At 74.0% G+C, this 20,358-nt stretch carries 17 protein-coding genes; 7 read left to right on the plus strand and 10 right to left on the minus strand.

Annotated features, from left to right (window positions below; all coding sequences use genetic code 11):
- Positions 1 to 6: 6 nt before the first annotated feature.
- Positions 7 to 999: an SDR family oxidoreductase gene (locus IEV86_RS02685; protein WP_043608502.1), complete on the minus strand. Its 993-nt coding sequence runs from the start codon at positions 997 to 999 to the stop codon at positions 7 to 9.
- A 58-nt stretch (positions 1,000 to 1,057) separates the two neighbouring features.
- On the minus strand, positions 1,058 to 1,918 hold the full coding sequence (locus IEV86_RS02690) for a formate/nitrite transporter family protein (RefSeq protein WP_043608505.1): 861 nt from the start codon (positions 1,916 to 1,918) through the stop codon (positions 1,058 to 1,060).
- 185 nt (positions 1,919 to 2,103) lie between these two features.
- Between IEV86_RS02690 and IEV86_RS02695 the strand changes: the two genes are divergently transcribed.
- The 4 genes from IEV86_RS02695 (at position 2,104) to IEV86_RS02710 (ending at position 5,008) form a co-directional block, all read left to right on the plus strand.
- Entirely contained in the window at positions 2,104 to 3,432 is a 1,329-nt protein-coding gene (locus tag IEV86_RS02695; protein WP_043608506.1) for a hemolysin family protein, read from the plus strand.
- Positions 3,429 to 4,127 carry a VTT domain-containing protein gene (locus IEV86_RS02700; RefSeq protein ID WP_202595194.1) on the plus strand — a complete coding sequence of 233 codons (699 nt, stop codon included), beginning with the start codon at positions 3,429 to 3,431 and terminating at the stop codon, positions 4,125 to 4,127. Before IEV86_RS02695 ends, IEV86_RS02700 begins: the two co-directional genes overlap by 4 nt.
- 126 nt (positions 4,128 to 4,253) lie before the next feature.
- Entirely contained in the window at positions 4,254 to 4,661 is a 408-nt protein-coding gene (locus tag IEV86_RS02705) for an ATP-binding protein (RefSeq protein ID WP_188484535.1), read from the plus strand.
- A 104-nt stretch (positions 4,662 to 4,765) separates the two neighbouring features.
- Positions 4,766 to 5,008: a hypothetical protein gene (locus IEV86_RS02710; protein ID WP_152605712.1), complete on the plus strand. Its 243-nt coding sequence runs from the start codon at positions 4,766 to 4,768 to the stop codon at positions 5,006 to 5,008.
- 4 nt (positions 5,009 to 5,012) lie between these two features.
- Here the strand turns inward: IEV86_RS02710 and IEV86_RS02715 are convergent, their stop codons facing one another.
- The 4 genes from IEV86_RS02715 to IEV86_RS02730 all read right to left on the minus strand — a co-directional run bounded on the left by IEV86_RS02715 (position 5,013) and on the right by IEV86_RS02730 (position 9,009).
- Positions 5,013 to 5,858, minus strand: coding sequence for an SMP-30/gluconolactonase/LRE family protein (locus IEV86_RS02715; protein ID WP_043608511.1), 846 nt, complete (start codon positions 5,856 to 5,858; stop codon positions 5,013 to 5,015).
- Positions 5,855 to 7,537, minus strand: a complete 1,683-nt coding sequence (locus IEV86_RS02720; RefSeq protein WP_229734442.1) for a 5-oxoprolinase subunit B/C family protein — start codon at positions 7,535 to 7,537, stop codon at positions 5,855 to 5,857. The genes IEV86_RS02715 and IEV86_RS02720 overlap by 4 nt, the downstream gene beginning before the upstream one ends.
- A gap of 115 nt (positions 7,538 to 7,652) precedes the next feature.
- On the minus strand, positions 7,653 to 8,414 hold the full coding sequence (locus IEV86_RS02725) for a LamB/YcsF family protein (RefSeq protein WP_043607740.1): 762 nt from the start codon (positions 8,412 to 8,414) through the stop codon (positions 7,653 to 7,655).
- 70 nt (positions 8,415 to 8,484) lie between these two features.
- On the minus strand, positions 8,485 to 9,009 hold the full coding sequence (locus IEV86_RS02730; RefSeq protein ID WP_043607741.1) for a metallophosphoesterase family protein: 525 nt from the start codon (positions 9,007 to 9,009) through the stop codon (positions 8,485 to 8,487).
- A gap of 125 nt (positions 9,010 to 9,134) precedes the next feature.
- Here IEV86_RS02730 and IEV86_RS02735 point away from each other — a divergent pair, with 125 nt between their 5' ends.
- Positions 9,135 to 10,499 (plus strand): NAD(P)/FAD-dependent oxidoreductase, encoded by a 1,365-nt coding sequence (locus IEV86_RS02735; protein WP_052426329.1) that lies wholly within the window; start codon positions 9,135 to 9,137, stop codon positions 10,497 to 10,499.
- 44 nt (positions 10,500 to 10,543) lie between these two features.
- On the opposite strand, the gene IEV86_RS02740 is transcribed toward IEV86_RS02735, so the two are convergent.
- The gene (locus tag IEV86_RS02740) at positions 10,544 to 10,771 is read right to left on the minus strand and encodes a hypothetical protein (RefSeq protein ID WP_043607742.1); all 228 of its coding nucleotides are present in this window, start codon (positions 10,769 to 10,771) and stop codon (positions 10,544 to 10,546) included.
- 177 nt (positions 10,772 to 10,948) lie between these two features.
- Here IEV86_RS02740 and IEV86_RS02745 point away from each other — a divergent pair, with 177 nt between their 5' ends.
- Together IEV86_RS02745 and IEV86_RS02750 are read left to right on the plus strand one after the other, a co-directional pair.
- Positions 10,949 to 11,380, plus strand: coding sequence for a DUF4383 domain-containing protein (locus tag IEV86_RS02745; RefSeq protein WP_043607743.1), 432 nt, complete (start codon positions 10,949 to 10,951; stop codon positions 11,378 to 11,380).
- Positions 11,381 to 11,383: 3 nt separating this feature from the next.
- Positions 11,384 to 12,703: an FAD-dependent oxidoreductase gene (locus IEV86_RS02750; RefSeq protein ID WP_081978811.1), complete on the plus strand. Its 1,320-nt coding sequence runs from the start codon at positions 11,384 to 11,386 to the stop codon at positions 12,701 to 12,703.
- A 76-nt stretch (positions 12,704 to 12,779) separates the two neighbouring features.
- Here IEV86_RS02750 and pyk read toward each other — a convergent pair whose 3' ends face one another.
- The 3 genes from pyk to gltB all read right to left on the minus strand — a co-directional run bounded on the left by pyk (position 12,780) and on the right by gltB (position 20,358).
- Entirely contained in the window at positions 12,780 to 14,210 is a 1,431-nt protein-coding gene (gene pyk / locus IEV86_RS02755) for a pyruvate kinase (protein ID WP_043607745.1), read from the minus strand.
- Positions 14,211 to 14,324: 114 nt separating this feature from the next.
- Positions 14,325 to 15,806 (minus strand): glutamate synthase subunit beta, encoded by a 1,482-nt coding sequence (locus tag IEV86_RS02760; protein ID WP_043607746.1) that lies wholly within the window; start codon positions 15,804 to 15,806, stop codon positions 14,325 to 14,327.
- The gene (gltB, locus tag IEV86_RS02765; protein ID WP_043607748.1) at positions 15,799 to 20,358 is read right to left on the minus strand and encodes a glutamate synthase large subunit; all 4,560 of its coding nucleotides are present in this window, start codon (positions 20,356 to 20,358) and stop codon (positions 15,799 to 15,801) included. Before gltB ends, IEV86_RS02760 begins: the two co-directional genes overlap by 8 nt.

Consider the following 20,358-nt stretch of genomic DNA (forward strand, 5'->3'; position numbering starts at 1 on the left):
CGACGCTCAGGCGTGCACGCGGAACCGGTCGACGAGCCGGTCCATCAGCGCGTCCATGGCGGCGTCTACGCGTCGCCTCGCGCGGTCGGCGTCGTGCCACGCGACGATCTCGCGCGCCCCCTGCTCGAACGGCACCGTGGAGACGAAGTCGGGCACGACCGAGCGCAGCTTGGTCGTGTCGAACACCATCGAGTGCGCCTTGTCGCCGAGGAGGCCCGCCCCCCAGGCGGGGTCCTCGGCGGCGATCACGTCCGACGGCACGTGCACGATGCGTGCGGTCGTCCCCGCGGCCCGGGCCAGGGTGTGCGCGATCTGGTCCCATGTGAGCACGTCGTCGCCCGTGATGTGGAACGCCTCCCCCACGGTCCGGGGACGCCCCAGGAGAGGAACGAGCCCGCGGGCGAAGTCCGTGTTGTGCGTGAGGGTCCACAGGGACGTCCCGTCGCCGTGCACGACGACCTCCTTGCCCTGTCGCATGCGCTCGACGACCGTCCACCCGCCGTCGAACGGCACGAGCGTGCGGTCGTACGTGTGCGACGGACGGACGACGGTCGCGGGGAACCCGGTGTCGCGGTACTCGCGGACCAGCAGGTCCTCGCACGCGATCTTGTTGCGCGAGTACTCCCAGTACGGGTTGCGCAGCGGGGCGGACTCGACGACGGGGACGCGCTGCGGCGGGGTCTGGTACGCCGACGCCGACGAGATGAAGACGTACTGCCCGGTCCGGTCGCGGAAGAGGTCGACGTCGGCCTGCACGTGCTCGGGCGTGAACGCGACCCAGTCGACGACGGCGTCGAACTCCCGGGACCCCAGCGCGTCGCGCACCGAGGCCGGGTCCCGCACGTCGCCACGCAGGACCGTCACCCCGTCGGGGACGGGGCGGTCCGACTCCCCGCGCGTGAGGAGGTGCACGTCCAGCCCACGCTCGACGGCGAGCCGCGTGCACGCTGAGCTGATGATGCCGGTTCCGCCGATGAACAGGACCGAGGGCGCAGTCATGGCCCGAACCTAGTCGCGACCGCCGCCGTGGGCACCGCGGTCGGCGCGTCGACGGCCGTCACGGCCCCGCGGGCGGACGGTCGCGCAGGTAGCGCGCGTCGTCGTTGACGTACGCGTAGTAGAAGCCGACGAGCAGCCCGCCACCGAGGTAGTTGCCGAGCAGCGCCAGCAGCACGTTCCCCGCCGCCAGCCCGAGGTCGATGCCCTCGCGCAGCCCGACGATCGTGAACAGCACGGTGTTGGCGACCGAGTGCTCGAGCCCGAGGAACGCGAACAGGAAGACCGCGGTGATCATCACGGCGCTGCGCATGACGTCCTCGCGGATCAGTCCGTTGTAGACGAGCAGCATCGCCATGTTGATGAGGAAGTTGCACAGCACCGCCCGGACGACGAGGTCGCCCCAGCCGGCCGGTCCGGCGGAGACGTACTCGAGCTTGTGCTCGACCGAGGCCACCATCTCGGCGAGGACCGGCCCGTCCGCGAGCGTGCTGAAGCGCACGAGGAGCGCGACGAGCAGCCCCCCGAGCGCGTTGCCGAGGTAGCACAGGCCGAGGATGCGCAGCGCCTTGCCCCACGTCGTCCGGCGGTAGTAGCCGCCGATGGAGACGACCATCATGTTCGAGGTCAGCAGCTCGGACTTCGAGTAGTAGATGAAGACGAGCGCCCAGCCGAACGTGAGCGCGCCGACGATGCGTCCCAGCGGGCGCAGGGTGGTCGAGCCGAGGTCGATCGCGTCGAACGCGGCCACGAGCGCGTAGTTGGCCGCGTACAGCAGGCCGATGATGATGCCCGCCATGGCGGCGCGCTGGAGGTACCGGCGCGCGAGGTCGCCGGACATCGCGGTCTTCGTCTCGAGCGCGTCGAGGATCGTGCTGATGAACTGCTTGCCCGGGAAGAGGTGCAGCGGGTCGGCGGCCATGGGCACACCGTGCCACGGCGCGTCCGGGACGGCGTGGGCCGTCCGACCTCGTCGCGCGGTTTGACGGCGCGCACGGGTGACCGTTCACTCGTACGCATGGACGACCCCGCGAGTACCCCGCCGCACCGGACGCACGACGCGACCCCCGGGATCACACCCGGGACGACCCTCCGGACGGTGCGGTGATGGACGAGGCGACCTGGGTCAACATCGGGCTGGTCCTGCTCTTCGTTCTCGTCGGCGGGGTGTTCGCGGGCACCGAGCTCGCGCTCGTGTCGCTGCGCGACAGCCAGCTCGGCCGGCTCGAGCGGCAGGGTCGCCGCGGCGCCCGTGTGGCGGCGGTCGCGCGCGACCCGAACACGTTCCTCGCCGCGGTCCAGATCGGGGTGACCGTCGCCGGGTTCTTCTCGGCGGCCTACGGGGCCTCGACCCTCGCGCCCGACTTCGCGCCCGCGCTCGAGGCGCTCGGCCTGTCCGAGGGCCTCGCGCGCACCGTGTCGCTCGTGGCGCTCACGCTCGTGATCGCCTACCTCTCGCTGGTGCTCGGCGAGCTCGTCCCGAAGCGGCTCGCACTCCAGCGGGCGGCCTCGGTGGCCCTGGTCGTCGGCCCGCCGCTCGACCGGTTCGCGCGGCTCATGCGACCCGTGATCTGGCTCCTGTCGGTCTCGACGAACGCCGTCGTGCGGGGGCTCGGCGGCGACCCCCGCGCGACGTCGGAGCAGATGACCGAGGAGGAGCTGCGCGACATCGTCGGCTCGCACGAGGGGCTCGCCCCCGACGAGCGCCGCATCATCGACGACGTCTTCGACGCGGCCGACCGCTCGCTCGGCGAGGTGATGCGGCCGCGGGGCGAGGTGGCCTTCCTGCCCGCGTCGCTCGACGTCGCCGAGGCCGTCGCGGCCGTGCGGGACCGGCCCTACTCGCGGTACCCCGTGACGGGCGAGGACTTCGACGACGTGGTCGGCTTCCTGCACGTGCGCGACCTGCTCGGCGCCGACCCGGCCGCCCCGCTGCGCAGCCTCACGCGCGAGCTGCTCCACCTGCCCTCGACCAACCGGCTGCTGCCGTCGCTGTCGCGCATGCGCCGCGAGGGCGTGCACATCGCCGTCGTCGTCGACGAGTACGGCGGCACCGACGGGATCGTGACGCTCGAGGACCTCGTCGAGGAGCTCGTCGGGGACATCCAGGACGAGCACGACGCCCCTGTGGCGAACCCGGCCCGGAACGACGACCGCGTCACGGTCGACGCGTCGCTCACGATCGAGGAGTTCGCCGAGGAGACCGGTGTCCCGCTCGAGGACGGGCCGTACGAGACCGCTGCGGGCTGGGTGCTGGCGCAGCTCGGCCGCCTCGCCGTCGTCGGCGACGTGGTCCCGGCGCCGGGGCATGAGATCGTCGTGGTCGGGACGCGCGACCGCCGGATCACCCGGCTCGAGGTGCGACCCTCCGTCGACGCCGACGCCCCGACGCAGGACGCGGCCGACGAGGCCGGTCACGACAGGAGCACCCGATGACCATGCTGCCCGCGGCGACGCCCGTCCTCGCCCTCGGTCCGCAGTGGCTCGACCCCGACGCGATCCTCCACTGGCTCGGGCCGCTGGCGGTGGTCGGCGTGCTCGCGATCGTGTTCGCCGAGACCGGCCTGCTCGTAGGCTTCTTCCTGCCCGGCGACTCGCTGCTGTTCACGGCGGGCATGCTCACCGCGACGGGCTTCATCGACGTCCCTGTCCTGCTCCTGTGCGCACTCGTCTTCGCCGCCGCGTTCGCCGGCGACCAGACCGGCTACCTCATCGGGCGGAGCGCGGGACCACGCGTGTTCCGGCGGCCGGACTCGCGCGTGTTCCGCCAGGAGTACGTCGACCGGACGTACGCCTGGTTCGAGCGCTACGGCGGCCGGACGGTGGTCCTCGCGCGGTTCGTGCCCGTCGTCCGGACGTTCGCGCCCGTCGCCGCGGGCGTCGGCGGGATGAGGTACCGCACCTTCGTGACGTACAACCTCGTCGGCGCGCTGCTGTGGGGTGTCGGCGTCACGCTCGTCGGTTTCTGGCTCGGCCAGGTCGCGTTCGTCCAGGAGAACATCGAGGCGATCCTCATCGGCATCGTGGCCGTGTCGGTCGTCCCCGTGGTCGTCGAGCTGCTCCGCGGCCGCGCAGGGGGCCGTCGCGACACGGGCATGAGCGCGCCGACCGAGCGCACCCCCCACGTGTGAACGCCGCCCGTGCCGCCCTGTCCGTTCCGCCTGGTTGCGCCCCGTGACGACCGCTTCCCTCTGCTAGCGTGCTGGGGCCCCCACACCCCTGCTCGCGGCTGAACGAAGGCCTGCCCCATGCTCCTCATGCTGAACGCCACCGGCGACGCCATCCGGCGGGGTCGCGCGTTCGCCGTCCAGACGGCTCAGGAGCTCGGTGCCCACCCGGACACGCTGCCGGTCGTGGAGCTGCTCGCGAGCGAGCTCGTGACGAACGCCGTGAAGTTCGGCGGCGACGGCGGGCAGGTCGCGCTGAGCGTCTCGGCCGCCGAGGGCCTGCTGCGCATCGAGGTGAGCGACGACAGCACGACGCCGCCCCGCGTGGACGACGACCGGCCGGCCCACCTCGGCGGACACGGGATGAAGCTCGTCGAGCTCCTGGCGACGGACTGGGGCGTCGTGCGGACGGGGCCCACCGACGGCAAGACGGTGTGGATGACCATGCCGCTGCACCGCTCGCTCTCCGCCGCGAGGGACGCGTCCGCCGCGTCCTGAGCGACCACGCCGCACGTCCCCTGTTGCGCCGGGTGGCGCGGGGGACGACGCTGGCCGGACACCGCCCGCACCGACGGCCGGCGGTCCCTCGGAAGGAGACGACGGTGTCCCACCACGACGCGCACCACGACGACACGACCGGCGCGACCCCCCAACCCGGTGGCGGGCGCGAGGACGCGACCGGTACCGGCTCCCTCGGCGACACCGTCGCCGACCCGTCGCACGCGGCGCACCCCACCGACGGCGCTCCGTCGCCCGGGCCGCAGCCGGGCAGCACGAGCCCCCTGCCGGGTCCCGACGCGGACGACCCGGACCGCGAGGGCGACGACCGCTTCGACGCGGGCTGAGCCCTCAGCCGCCGAACGGCAGCACGGGCAGCCCCGGGACGTCGACGCGGGCCCGGAAGAGGGCACCCGCGGCGGGCTCGGGGTCGTCCAGGTTCTCGCGCGACGTCGTCACGTACAGGTCGCGCAGGTCCGGCCCGCCGAACGCGCACGCCGTGACCTGCGCGACGGGGACCGGCACCCGCTCGAGGACCTCGCCCGAGGGTGACACGCACAGGACGACGCCCTGCCCGTGCACGGCCGTCCAGACGTTCCCGGCGGAGTCCACCGCGAGCCCGTCGGGTGAGCCCTCGGGCACGCGGTGGAACGGCCGACGCCCGCCGACCCCGTCGGGCGTCACGTCGAGGACGTCGGTCCGCCCGGTCGCGCTGTCGTTGTAGTACGCGCGACGACCGGTCGGGTCCACCGCGAAGCCGTTGGAGATCGTGACCCCCGCGAGCGCGACGGAGACCGACCGTCGCGGGTCGACGCGGTACAGGGTCGCGGCGCCCTCGGCGGCGTCGTACGCCATGCTGCCCGCGTACAGCGCGCCGAACGGGTCGCACCCGCCGTCGTTCATCCGCACGCCCGGATCCGACCAGATCTCCTGGACGTCGTCGGGCACCTCCTCGGGGTCTTCGCCGAACGCGAGGCCGCGCTCGACCGCGACCACCCACCCGCCCGAGGCCCTCGGCCGGAGGAACGCCGCGACCTCCCCGACGTGCACGCGGTCGACCGTGCCGTCGGCTCGCAGGGCGAGCACGTCGCCCGCGAGCATGTCGACCCAGCGCAGACCTCCCCACCCCGGCCACCAGCACGGGCCCTCCCCGTGGTAGGTCACGACGTCCGTCACCTGCTCAACCGTCCGTGTCACGGCACCTCCTCGCGCCCCACCCCACCAGATGGCGGCCGCAGGCGCACACCCGGGGCCTCGTCCGGCACCGGGACGAGCCGCAGGCGGTCACCCGGGCGCAGCTGCGCGAGACGGTCGACGTGGGAGGCGCGCACGACGGCGACCACGGGGTACCCACCGGTCACCGGATGGTCGGCGAGGAGCGCGATCGGCAGACCCGAGGGCGGCACCTGGATCGCGCCGGGCACCGCGCCCTCGCTCGGGAGCTCGCGCACGACCGCGCGGGGAAGCGGCGGCCCGTCCAGACGCACCCCGACGCGGTTGGAGCGATCGCTGACCGTCCACTCGACCTCGTGCAGCGCGCGCCGCGCCGCCGCGGTCAGCCAGTCGTGCCGCGGGCCCGGGAGGACCTCGACGGTGCGGCCGGGCGCAAGCCCGGCCGCACCGCCGGGGTCGGAGGGCTCGCGGGCGTGCGGCACGGCGTCACCGGGGTCGCGCCCCACGGGCAGCACGTCGCCCGCCGCGAGGGGTGCCGGCCCCAGGCCCGACAGGACGTCCGTCGACCGGCTGCCGAGGTCGAACGGGGTGTCGACGCCGCCGCGCACCGCCACGTAGGAGCGGAGGCCGCGTGCCGGCGCGCCGAGCTCGAGCGTCCAGCCGTCGGGCAGGCGCAGGGCTCGGCCGGACCCGACCGCGGCACCGGCGTGGCCGTCCGGGCGACGCACCACCACCGGGGCCGGGGCACCCGTGACCGAGACGACGAGGTCGCCGTGGGCACGCAGCGCGAGCCCACCGAGGACGGCCTCGAGGACGGCGGCGCCGCGCGGGTTGCCGACCAGACGGTTGGCCGCCACCGCCGCCGCGCGGTCGGCGGCTCCACCGCGGGGCACGCCGTCGGACTGCCGGCCGGGGCGGCCGAGATCCTGGACGAGGGTCGACGGGCCGGGCGCGAGCACCTCGAGCGCGGACCGCCGCGGCGCCGCGTCCGCGGTGGTGACGGCATGGTGCGACGGGGCGGCCGCCCGGGTCCCCTGGGACTGCACGGCGCGGCCCGCGCCGTGCGGGCTCTGCTCGGCCGGGCGGCGCGGGCCCCCGGCCGTGGTCGCCACGGCTCGCGCGACGCGGAACACGACGGGTGTGCCCGGTCCGAGGAGGGCCGGCCGTGGCGCGGTCACGTCCCAGACCGTGCCCGAGGTCGTGCCGACGAGCTGCCAGCCCCCCGGGGAGCTGCGGGGGTACACCGCCCCGTACGGTCCGGCGAGCGCGACGCTCCCCGGCGGGACGGCGGTGCGGGGCTCGGGGCGTCGGGGCACCTCGCCGAGGGACGCGTCCGGCCGGAGGTACGCGAAGCCGGGCGCGAACCCGACGAACGCCGAGCGCCAGGTGGTTCCCGAGTGCCAGGCCACGACCGCGTCGACGCTCGTCCCGAGGGCCGCGGCCACCTCGGCGAGGTCGGGACCGTCGTACACCACGTCGAGGCGCACGGGCCGGGCGCTCTGCGCGGCGTGGGGCGCACCCGCGTCCACGTGCGCCAGCCCGAGTGCGGCCGCGCCGAGACGGCCCTCGGCGACGTGCACCAGCACGGTCTCGGCGGCCGGCACGACCTCCTCCTGCCCCGGCACGGGGTTCGCCCGCAGGTGCGCCGCGAGGGCCGCAGGATCCGCCCCACCGGTCAGGACCAGGAGCGCACGGTCCCCCATGGGTCGCACCTCCAGGCGCGGCCGTCCCCCGCCGCCGGGTGACACCCCCGGCCGGGGCGCCCCGTCCGGCGGGACGTGTCCGGACGACGCACGGGCCGACCGCGCGCCCGGCGGCTCACCCATGCGGCCGCACGAAGCTCGCGACGTCGACCCCCGCCCCGTCGAGCGCGCGCCGCGTCGCGACCGCGGCCGCGACCGCGGACGGCGAGTCGCCGTGCAGGCAGAGCGTCTCGACGTCGACCCGGACCGACGTCCCGTCGGCAGCCTCGACCGAGCCGTCGGTCGCCATCCGCACCGCCCGCTCCGCGATGGCGCCGGCGTCGTGCAGGACCGCACCCTCGTGCGACCGCGGGACCAGCGTGCCGTCCGGCGCGTAGGCCCGGTCGGGGAAGGCCTCGGCGACCACGCGGACCCCCGCGTCGCGTGCGACGGTCGCGACCACGCTGCCCGGCAGCACGAGCACGGGCAGCGTCGGGTCCACGTCCAGCACGCCGCGCACGAGCGCACGCGCGTGGCTCTCGTGGTGCACGACGGCGTTGTAGAGGGCGCCGTGCGGCTTGACGTACGACACGCGCGTGCCCGACGCGCGGGCGATCGCCTGGAGCGCGCCGACCTGGTACACGACCTCGTCCGTCAGCTCGGCGGGCGCCACGTCGACGAACCGGCGGCCGAAGCCCGCGAGGTCCCGGTACGACACATGAGCACCGACGACGACGCCGTGCCGCACAGCCGCCTCGCACGTGACGCGCGCCGTGCGCGCATCGCCCCCGTGGAACCCGCACGCCACGTTGGCGCTCGTGACGTGCGGCAGGATCGCCGCGTCGTCACCCATCGTCCAGGCGCCGAACGACTCACCGAGGTCGCTGTTCAGGTCCACGGGTCAAGCGTCGCACCTGCCGACAGGTCGTCGCGCCGCTTCCGCCCGCGCCCGGGCACCGCTCGCGCGGTCACGCCCGGTGCGCCGCCGGCCGCTCGACGCGGTGCAGCTCCACGTCGGCGAAGCCCTCGACCTCGGAGCCGATCCGCGCGGTCATGAAGGTCGCCCAGGGCTGACGGCGGCGGTCCGTCGGCGAGCCGGGGTTGAGCAGCCGCACGCCGCGTCCGGTCGTGGTGTCCCACGGGATGTGGCTGTGCCCGAAGACGACGAGGTCGGTCGAGTCCGCGAAGGCGGCGTCGAGGCGACGCTCGCGACCGCTCGCGGCACCGGTCTCGTGCACGACGGCGACGCGCACGCCGTCGACGACCCCGCGCGCGACCTCGGGGAGGCGACGGCGCAGCCCGGGCGGGTCGTTGTTCCCCCAGCACGCGAGCAGTGCCGACGCGCGCGCCTCGAGCTCGTCGAGCAGGCCCTCCTCGACCCAGTCCCCCGCGTGCACGACGAGGTCCGCCGCCTCGACCGCGTCCCAGACCGCGGCCGGGAGGCTGCGCGCGCGCCGCGGCCAGTGCGTGTCGGCGAGGAGGAGCACGTCCACGCACCGACGCTAGCGCCGACGAGGACGTCGCGCCGTCGCGGCCGACCGGGTGGAGCGCCGACGCGCGGACGACGGGGGGCCGACCTACGGTCGAGGCACGAGCACCGACCCTGTGAGGAGCGCTCATGACGAGCACCGACCGCGCCGCGTCGCGGCACCACGTCGTCGTCGTCGGATCCGGGTTCGGGGGCCTGTTCACGACGCGAGCGCTCGCGCGGGACCCGGTCAAGGTGACGATGATCGCGTCCACCGGGCACCACCTCTTCCAGCCGCTGCTGTACCAGGTGGCGACCGGGATCCTCTCCGAGGGAGAGGTCGCGCCCGCGACGCGCGACGTGCTGCGCCGCCAGCGCAACGCGCGGGTGCTCCTGGGCACCGTCACGCACGTCGACCTCGAGCGCCGCGTCGTGACCTCCGTCTCCCCCGCAGGCGAGACGACGACGTCCTACGACACGCTGGTCGTCGCGGCGGGTGCCGGGCAGTCCTACTTCGGCAACGACCGGTTCGCGAAGTACGCGCCGGGCATGAAGAGCATCGACGACGCCCTCGAGCTGCGCGGCCGGATCTTCGGGGCGTTCGAGCTCGCGGAGCTCGAGCACGACCCCGACGTCCGCCGGCGGCTCCTCACGTTCGTCGTCGTCGGCGCCGGACCGACGGGCGTCGAGATGGCCGGTCAGATCGCCGAGCTCGCGCACCGCGCGCTGCGCGGCAACTTCCGCAGCATCGACCCGCGGGACAGCCGCATCGTGCTCGTCGACGCGGCACCGGCGATCCTCGGCACGTTCAGCGAGAAGCTGTCGCGGGCCGCTGCCCGGCAGCTCGAGGACCTCGGGGTGGAGATCCGGCTCGGCGCGATGGTGACGGACGTCGACTCCGACGGCCTCGAGCTCCGCGACGCGGACGGCGCGACATCCCGCATCGAGGCCCGCACCAAGGTGTGGGCCGCGGGCGTGGCCGCGTCACCGCTCGGTCGGCAGCTCGCGGAGGCCGCGGGCGCGACGACCGACCGCGCGGGTCGGGTCGAGGTCGAGCCGGACTGCTCGCTCCCGGGCCACCCCGAGGTGTTCGTGATCGGCGACATGATGGCGCTCGACCGCCTCCCCGGCGTCGCGCAGGTGGCGATGCAGTCGGGCAAGCACGTGGCCGGCGAGATCCGGCGTCGCCTCCGGGGTGAGACGAGCCCGCGCCCGTTCCGCTTCCACGACAAGGGCAGCATGGCCACGGTGTCGCGCTTCCATGCCGTCGCCGACGTCCGGGGCCTCGAGCTCGCCGGTCTGCCCGCGTGGGTCATGTGGCTCGCGGTGCACGTCTTCTACCTCATCGGCTTCAAGAACCGCGTCACGACCCTGCTCCACTGGACCGTGAGCTTCATCGGACGCGGGCGGTCCGAGCGGACCGCGACCCTGCAGCAGGTCAGGGCCCGCGAGGCGCTCGCCGCGCTCGAGGCCGAGGAGGCCGCACCCGAGGGCGCCGGGACGATGCGGACCTGACGCCCGTCGTGCGGGCACCGGCCGGTGCCCGCACCACGTCGGCCTCAGGGCAGGTCGGCCGGCGGCGCGTCGCCCTCGTGCACGCGGTCGGCGGCGGGGACACCGACGCCGTCCGCCTCCATCTCCTCCTCGTACCCCGAGTGCGGGGAGTCGGACAGCCCGTGCCCGTCCCCGGGCCCGCCGGTGGTCCCGTCCGCCGACCCGAGGTCGTCCGACGCGTCCGGGTCCTGGCCGGGCTCGTCCGGGATGGGGACCGTGACGTCCTCGCTCATGAGCGCCTCCTCTCGGGCCCCGGCGGGGCCGCGACGTCAGCCGACCACCGGGACGCACGGTGCGCAACCGCGGGAACGGGGCGTTCGGGATGCGCGCCCGCGGACGCTCGCCGAGCCTGGGAGGACGCCGGCGGGGCGACCGACCCGCACGCGATCCATCGACCTGAGGGGGACCCCATGACACACCCGACCGGGAGCACGACCGCACGCGCGCCCTACCAGTGGCTCGCGCTGGTCATCGGCGTCGTCTACCTCCTCGTGGGGCTGGCCGGCTTCCTCGTGACCGGCTTCGACGACTTCACCGAGCACGACCACAGCCAGACGCTGCTCGGCTTCGCGGTGAACCCGCTGCACAACGTCGTCCACCTCCTCATCGGTGCCGCCGGCGTGGCGCTGTGGTCGCGACGCGCGTCCGCACGCACCTACGGGTGGCTCCTCGCGATCGGCTACGGCGCGACGTTCGTCTACGGGCTGATCGTGGTCGACAACGAGGACGCGAACATCCTCAACATCAACGCCGCGGACAACGTGCTGCACGCCGTCAGCGCCCTCGCGGGTCTCGCGATCGCCCTGTGGCCCGACCGCGACCGTGCGCGCGGACGCACCTGACCCGTGTCGTCACAGGAGCGCTCCGTCACGGTCGTCGTCCGCGGCCACGTCCAGGGCGTCGGGTTCCGGTGGTGGACGCGTCAGGTCCTCGGGTCCCTGTCCTTGACCGGGGGGGCCGAGAACCTCCCCGACGGGACCGTCCGCGTCGTCGCGAGCGGCGCCGCGGAAGCCGTCGACGAGCTGGTCGCGACGCTGGGCAGCGGACGGGCACCCGGACACGTCGAGGGGGTCGACGTCGTGTCCGACAGACCGGTCCCGAGCGGGCCGCCCCCGCTCGGGACCACCGCCGTCACCCTGGGAGCGCCGCCTGCGGACGACCCCGTCCGCAGGACCCCTGACCACGAGGTCGTCGTCGTGGGCGGCGGACCCGCCGGCCTCAGCGCGGCCCTCGTGCTCGGCCGGTCCCGCCGGTCTGTCGTCGTGCTCGACGACGACACGCCGCGCAACCGCTTCGCAGCGCGGATGCACGGCTACCTCGGCCACGACGGCACGAGCCCGGCCGACCTCCGGGCCCGCGCCGAGGACGAGCTCGCACGCTACGGGGTCGAGGTCCGTCGGGCGCGAGCCGAGCGCCTCGTCCCCGCCCCGACGGAGTCGCTCGTGGAGGTCGTGCTGGACGACGGGCGCTCGCTGACCGCCCGACGCGTGCTCGTGGCGACCGGGCTCGTCGACGAGCTGCCGGACGTGCCGGGTGTCGCCGACCGCTGGGGTCGCGACGTCCTCCACTGTCCGTACTGCCACGGCTGGGAGGTCCGCGACGCACGGCTCGTGGTGCTCGCCAGGGCCGTCGACGAGGCCGAGAAGGCGCTCACGGTCCGGCAGTGGACGGGTGCCGTGACGCTCGTCCTCGACGGACCGTCGCCCGCGGACCTTCCGGAGGTGACCGCCCGCCGCCTCGACGCGACGGGGGTCGACGTGGTCGCGGGGCACGCCCAGGAGGTCGTGGTCGAGGCCGACCGGATCACGGGCCTGCGGCTCGACGACGGGCGCGTGCTCCCGTGCGACGCGCTCGTGGTCCAGCCACGCGTGCGGGCGCGCGACGAGCTCCTCGTCCAGGTGGGGGTCGAGCGCGTCGACGGACCCGCTGGGTCGTTCGTCGTCACCGACGGCACGGGGGCGACGGGTGTCCCGGGCGTGTGGGCGACCGGCAACGTGTGCGAACCGCAGGCGCAGGTCGTCGTCGCCGCGGCCGAGGGCTACCGGGCCGCCGTCGCGATCGACCACGACCTGGTGCTCGAGGACGCCGACGCCGCCGTCCTGGCGGCCGAGGGCAGCAGCGACGAGCGGGGGCCCGGGCGCCTCGCCGACGACGACGCTCCCTGAGGGCGGACGCGCGAGGGGCCCCGGGATGTCCCCGGGGCCCCTCGCGGTGCTCGGTGCCGTCACCGGCACCGCGGCGTCAGTGCTTGACGGCCTGCGCCTCGGCACCGATGCGGTGCACGAGGAGGGAGTTCGTCGTGCCCGGCACGCCGACGGGAGCGCCGAACACGATGACGACGAGGTCGCCGTCCTCGGCCAGGCCGTTCGCGCGCAGGGTCTGGTCGACCTGGCGCACCATGGCGTCGGTGTGCTCGACGGTCGGCACCTCGTACGTCTGGATGCCCCAGCTCAGCGCGAGCGTGTTGCGCACGTGCGCAACGGGCGTGAACGCGATCTGCGGGATCTGCCCGCGCAGGCGCGAGACCCGACGAGCCGAGTCACCCGTCTGCGTGAACGTGACCATGTACTTGACGCCGAGCGTGGCGCCGACCTCGGCCGCCGCGCGCGTGATGGCGCCGCTGCGGGTCTGCGGGCTCCAGCCGAGCGCCGCGATCCGGTCGAAGCCGTGCTCCTCGGTGTTCTCGATGATCCGTGCCATCGTCCGCACGGCCTCGATCGGGTAGTCGCCGACGCTCGTCTCGCCCGAGAGCATGACGGCGTCCGCACCGTCGAGGACCGCGTTGGCGCAGTCGCTCGCCTCGGCGCGGGTGGGACGCGGGGCCGAGATCATCGACTCGAGGACCTGCGTGGCGACGATGACCGGCTTCGCCGAACGACGTGCGAGCTCGATCGCGCGCTTCTGGACGAGCGGCACCTGCTCGAGCGGGAGCTCGACGCCCAGGTCACCACGGGCGACCATGATCCCGTCGAACGCGTCGACGATCTCCGCGAGGTTCTCGACGGCCTGCGGCTTCTCGACCTTGGCGATGACGGGGACCGTGCGGCCCTCCTCCGTCATGATCCGCGCGACGTCGTCGTAGTCGGCCGCGCTGCGCACGAACGACAGGGCGATGATGTCGGCACCCAGGCGCAGCGCCCACCGCAGGTCCTGCTCGTCCTTGTCGGACATCGCGGGAACGCTGACCGCGACGCCGGGGAGGTTGAGGCCCTTGTTGTTGGACACCGGGCCGGGGACCTCGACGCGCGTGACGACGCGCGGACCCTCGACCGCGGTGATCCGCACGGCGACGCGACCGTCGTCGATGAGGATGCGGTCGCCGACCTTGGCGTCGCCCGGGAGACCCTTGTAGGTCGTCGAGACGAGCTCCTTGGTGCCGGGGACGTCCTCGGTCGTGATCGTGAAGACGTCGCCCTCGGCGAGCTCGTGCTTGCCCTCGACGAACCGGCCGAGACGGATCTTCGGTCCCTGCAGGTCCACCAGGACGGCCACCGCGCGACCGGAGGCCTGCGCGGCTGCCCGGACGTTGTGGTAGACGACCTCGTGCTCCGACGCGTCGCCGTGGCTGCGGTTGATCCGCGCCACGTCCATGCCCGCGTCCACGAGCGCCTGGATCTGCTCGGGCGACTCGGTCGCCGGTCCGATGGTGCAAACGATCTTGGCTCTGCGCATGTCTCCAGCCTATGTCGATGGGCCGAGGCCCTTCCTGTGCCGTTCAGCCCCTGCAGGGGCCGGCGGCTGTGGTAGCGACGGCGCGGAGGTCCGCGCGGGCCGCGACCCTGGTCGCTACGGGCGCATGGCCCTCGTCGTGGGCGCCACCGGGACCGGCAGCTCGCTCCTCCCGCGAAGGTACGCGTCGACGGACGCGGCCGCAGCGCGACCCTCCGCGATGGCCCAGACGATGAGTGACTGCCCGCGGCCCGCGTCGCCGGCGACGAAGACGCCGTCGACCGAGGTCGCGTAGTCGTCCCCGCGCGCGACGAGCCCTCGGCCGGTGATGTCGGCCCCGGTCTGCTCGGCGAGGGTGTCCGTCTCGGGGCCTGTGAACCCCATCGCGATGAGCACGAGGTCCGCCGGGATGTCCCGCTCGGTGCCGGGCGTGGGGACGCGTCGGCCGTCCGGGAGGTACTCGGTGGTCGCGACCCGCAGCGCCCGCACGTGGCCGTCGTCGTCGCCCAGGAACGCGACGGTCGACGCGAGGTACTCGCGCTCCCCGCCCTCCTCGTGCGACGTCGAGACCTCGAACAGGATCGGGTCCGTCGGCCACGGCTGGTTCTCCGCGCGCTCGAGCGGCGGCTGGAGGCCGATCGCCAGCGTCGTGACGGACGCGGCGCCCTGCCGCAGGGACGTGCCCAGGCAGTCCGACCCGGTGTCGCCGCCACCGATGATCACGACGTGCTTGCCGGTCGCGGTGATCTGGTCCGCGACCTCGTCGCCCGCCACGACGGCGTTCGCCTGGTGCAGGAAGTCCATCGCCGGGTGGATGCCCGCGAGGTCGCTGCCGGGCACCGGGAGCCGGCGCGGGACGACGGCCCCGGTCGCCACGACGACCGCGTCGTACCGCGTCCGCAGCTCCTTCCAGGTGATGTCGGTGCCGATCTCGACGCCCGGCCGGAAACGGGTGCCCTCGGCCTCCATCTGCCGGATGCGCCGGTCGATGAGCTCCTTCTCGAGCTTGAAGTCCGGGACGCCGTAGCGCAGCAGGCCACCGATCCGGTCGTCCCGCTCGAACACCGCCACGGTGTGGCCCGCGCGGGTGAGCTGCTGGGCCGCGGCGAGACCCGCGGGCCCGGACCCGACGACGGCGACCGTCTGGCCCGTGAGGAAGTGCGGCAGCTGGGGCGTGACGAGCCCGCGCGCGAACGCCTCCTCGGCGATCGAGACCTCGACGTTCTTGATGGTCACGGGGGGCTGGCTGATGCCGAGGACGCACGAGGTCTCGCACGGCGCCGGGCAGATGCGCCCGGTGAACTCCGGGAAGTTGTTGGTCGCGTGCAGCCGGTCGCTCGCCTCGTGCCACAGGCCCTTGTAGACCAGGTCGTTCCACTCGGGGATGAGGTTCCCGAGCGGGCAGCCCGAGTGGCAGAACGGGATCCCGCAGTCCATGCACCGTCCGGCCTGGCGCTGCAGGACGACCGCCGTCTCGGGGTCCTCGAGCGTGGAGCGGTGCTCGTGCACCTCGCGCCAGTCCATGAGCCGGACCGGGACGGGGCGACCGGCCGGGACCTCGCGGTCGCGGACCTTCAGGAAGCCACGGGGGTCAGCCACGGGACACCTCCAGGATCTGGTCCCACACGCCCGGGGCGGTGAGGTCGAGGCCCTGCTCACGGGCGTTGGCGAGGGTCGCGCGCATCCGGTCGTACTCGGCGGGGACGATGCGCGTGAAGCGGGCGAGGGCGGACGGCAGGTCCGCCAGGAGCTCGGCGGCGCGGAGCGAGCCGGTCTCCTCGTGGTGCGCGCGCACGAGGCGCTCGACCACGGCGGCGTCCTCGTCGTCGAGCTCGGACAGGAGCAGCTCGCCGCCGGCCAGGGCAGGGCCGTTCACGGCGGAGCGGCGCAGGTCGAGCACGTACGCGTGCCCACCCGACATGCCCGCCCCGAAGTTCCGGCCCGTACGGCCGAGCACCACCACGGTGCCCCCCGTCATGTACTCGCAGCCGTGGTCGCCGACGCCCTCCACGACGAGCGTCGCACCGGAGTTCCGGACCGCGAACCGCTCGCCGACGACGCCGCGCAGGAAGATCTCGCCCGCGGTCGCGCCGTAGCCGATGACGTTGCCCGCGATGACGTCCCGGTCGCCCGAGAGGACCGCAGCGTGGTCGGGTCGCACGACGATCCGACCGCCCGACAGCCCCTTGCCGACGTAGTCGTTGGCGTCGCCGAGCAGCCGGAGCGTGATCCCGCGCGGCAGGAACGCACCGAGCGACTGGCCCGCCGAGCCCGTCAGCGTCACGTCGATGGTGTCGTCCGGGAGGCCGTCCCCGCCGAAGCGCTTGGTGACCTCGTGCCCGAGCATCGTGCCGACCGTGCGGTTGACGTTCCGGACGGGCAGCGCGATCCGGACGGGCTCACGGCGCTCGAGCGCGTCGGACGCCATCGCGATCAGCTGGTTGTCGAGCGCCTTGTGCAGGCCGTGGTCCTGGCTCGTGGTGCGGTGCAGCGACGAGCCGGGGTGCGGCTCGGGCTGCGCGAGCACGGGACCGAGGTCGAGCCCGGCGGCCTTCCAGTGGTCGATCGCCGCCCGCGTGTCGAGGGACTCGACGTGGCCGACGGCCTCCTCGATCGAGCGGTAGCCGAGCGAGGCGAGGTACTCACGGACCTCGACGGCGATGTACTCGAAGAAGGTCTCGACGAACTCGGGCTTGCCCGTGAAGCGCGCCCGCAGCTCCGGGTTCTGGGTCGCGACGCCGACCGGGCACGTGTCGAGGTGGCAGACGCGCATCATCACGCAGCCGCTCACGACGAGCGGCGCCGTCGCGAACCCGAACTCCTCGGCACCGAGCAGCGCCGCCACGACCACGTCACGACCGGTCTTCATCTGGCCGTCGACCTGGACGGTCACGCGGTCGCGCAGGTCGTTGAGCACGAGGGTCTGCTGCGCCTCGGCGAGCCCGATCTCCCACGGCGTACCCGCGTGCTTGAGCGACGTGAGCGGGCTCGCGCCCGTGCCGCCGTCGTGGCCGGAGATGAGGACGACGTCGGCGTGCGCCTTGGACACGCCCGCCGCGACCGTGCCGACGCCGAACTCGCTCACGAGCTTGACGTGGACGCGCGCCGCGGGGTTCGCGTTCTTCAGGTCGTGGATGAGCTGCGCGAGGTCCTCGATCGAGTAGATGTCGTGGTGCGGCGGCGGCGAGATGAGGCCGACCCCGGGCGTCGAGTGCCGCGTCGCGGCGATCCACGGGTAGACCTTGTTGCCGGGCAGCTGCCCGCCCTCGCCGGGCTTCGCCCCCTGCGCCATCTTGATCTGCAGGTCGTCGGCGTTGGTGAGGTACTCCGCCGTGACCCCGAAGCGGCCGGAGGCGATCTGCTTGATCGCGCTGCGACGCTCGGGGTCGCGCAGGCGCTCGGGGTCCTCGCCTCCCTCACCCGTGTTCGACCGGCCGCCGAGGCGGTTCATCGCGACGGCGAGCGTCTCGTGCGCCTCGGCCGAGATGGACCCGTACGACATCGCCCCGGTGTTGAACCGCTTGACGATCTCGCTCACGGGCTCGACCTCGTCGAGCGGGACGGGCGGCCGGACGCCCTCGGCGAACCGCAGCATGCCGCGCAGCGTCATGAGCCGGTCCGCCTGGTCGTCGACGCGGCGCGTGTACTGCCGGAAGACGTCGAGCTGCCGGGTGCGCGTCGAGTGCTGGAGGCGGAAGACCGTCTCCGGGTCGAAGAGGTGCTCCTCGCCGTCGCGACGCCACTGGTACTCGCCGCCGACCGTCAGCCGCTGGTGCGCCTGCGGGTTGCCGCTGGCGGGGTACGCGTCGGCGTGGCGGGACGCGACCTCGGCCGCGAGCACGTCGAGGCCCACGCCGTCGAGACGGCTCGTGGTGCCCGCGAAGTAGCGGTCCACGAGCTCGCGGGACAGGCCGAGCGCCTCGAAGACCTGCGCACCCCGGTACGACGCGATCGTCGAGATGCCCATCTTGCTCATGACCTTGAGGACGCCCTTGCCGAGCGCCTTGATGAGGTTCGCGACCGCCTTCTCGGGGCTCACGTCGCCGAGCGAGCCCTCGCGGGCGAGGCCCTCGACCGTCTCCATCGCGAGGTACGGGTTGACCGCGGCCGCGCCGAAGCCGATGAGCAGCGCGACGTGGTGGACCTCGCGCACGTCACCCGCCTCGACGACGAGGCTCACGCGGGTCCGCGTGTGGCGCCGCAGCAGGTGGTGGTGGACGGCGCTCGACAGCAGGAGCGACGGGATGGGCGCGAGGTCCGCGTCGGAGTCGCGGTCCGACAGCACGAGGAACGAGACGCCCTCGTCGACCGCGCGGTCGGCCTCGGCGAAGATCTCCTCGAGGCGGTCCCGCAGCGCGTCCGCGCCCCCGTCGACCCGGTACAGGCCCTTGATCGTCACGGTCCGGAAGACGCCGGCGAGCGCGGGGTCGCGGTCGATCCGCACGATCTTGGCGAGCTGGTCGTTGTCGAGCACGGGGAAAGGCAGCACGAGCTTGCGCGCGTGCTCGGGCGTGTCCTCGAGGAGGTTCGGCTCCGGACCGATCGCCCCGCCGATCGACGTCACGAGCTCCTCGCGGATCGCGTCCAGCGGTGGGTTGGTGACCTGCGCGAACATCTGCGTGAAGTAGTCGAAGAGCAGCCGCGGGCGCTGCGAGAGCACCGCGATCGGCGTGTCGGTGCCCATCGCGCCGAGGGGCTCGGCGCCCGCCGTCGCCATGGGCGCGAGGATGATGCGGAGCTCCTCCTCGGTGTACCCGAACGCGCGCTGGCGACGGCGGACCGACGCGGGGCTGTGCTGCACGTGCTCACGCTCGGGCAGCTGGTCGAGGAAGACCGAGTGGTCGGCGACCCACTGCGCGTAGGGACGCTGGGCCGCGAGCTGCGCCTTGATCTCCTTGTCCTCGATGATCCGGCCGGCACCGGTGTCGACGAGGAACATGCGCCCGGGCTCGAGGCGGCCCTTGCTGCGGATCGTCGAGGGGTCGAGGTCGAGCACCCCGGACTCGCTGGCGAGGACCACGAGGCCGTCGTCGGTCACCCAGTAGCGGCCCGGGCGCAGGCCGTTGCGGTCGAGGACCGCGCCGATGACCGTGCCGTCGGTGAACGTGAGCGCCGCCGGACCGTCCCACGGCTCCATCAGCGAGGCGTGGTACTCGTAGAACGCCCGCCGGTCGGGGTCCATCTCGGTGTGGTTCTCCCACGCCTCGGGGACCATCATCAGCACCGCGTGGGGCAGGCTCCGGCCGGCCAGGTGCAGGAGCTCGAGGACCTCGTCGAACGTGCCCGAGTCGCTCGCGCCCGGCGTGCACACCGGCATGAGCGGCGAGAGGTCGCCGAGGACCTCGCTCGAGAGCGTGCTCTGCCGCGCCGCCATCCAGTTCCGGTTGCCGCGGACGGTGTTGATCTCGCCGTTGTGGGCGAGCAGCCGGAAGGGCTGCGCGAGCGGCCACGACGGGAACGTGTTGGTCGAGAACCGCGAGTGCACGAGCGCGAGCTCGGACGCGTAGCGCGGGTCCGACAAGTCGGGGAAGAACGGCTCGAGCTGCGCCGTCGTCAGCATCCCCTTGTAGGTGAGCGTCCGTGCCGAGAGCGACGCGAAGTACACGCCCAGCTCGCGCTCGGCGCGCTTGCGCACGCGGTACGCGCGACGGTCGAGGTCGAGCCCCGCGAGGGCCCGTGCGCGATCGGCGACGACGAGCTGGCGGAACACCGGCATGCTCGCGCGAGCCGTAGGGCCCACGAGCTCGGCCGTGACCGGGACGTCCCGCCACGCCAGCAGGTCCAGGCCCTCCTCGGCGACGAGCCGCTCGATGCGGGCGACGGCCTCGGCGAGCGCGTCGGCGTCGGTCGGCAGGAACGCCATCCCGATGGCGTAGTGGCCGGGCGCGGGGAGCTCGGCGTCGACGACGTCGCGCAGGAACGCGTCCGGGATCTGGGTGAGGATGCCCGCACCGTCACCGCTGTCGGTCTCGGCACCGACCGCGCCGCGGTGGTCGAGGTTCAGCAGGGCGGTCAGGCCGGCGTCGACGATGTCACGGCCCGGGGTCCCGCGCAGGGTCGCCACGAAGGCCACACCGCAGGCGTCGTGCTCGGCGGCCGGGTCGTAGAGGCCTGCGGCACCGGGGGTCGTGTGCTCGGTCGGGCGGATCAT

The organism is Cellulomonas carbonis, assembly GCF_014636275.1.
Classification (GTDB): Bacteria; Actinomycetota; Actinomycetes; order Actinomycetales; family Cellulomonadaceae; genus Actinotalea; species Actinotalea carbonis.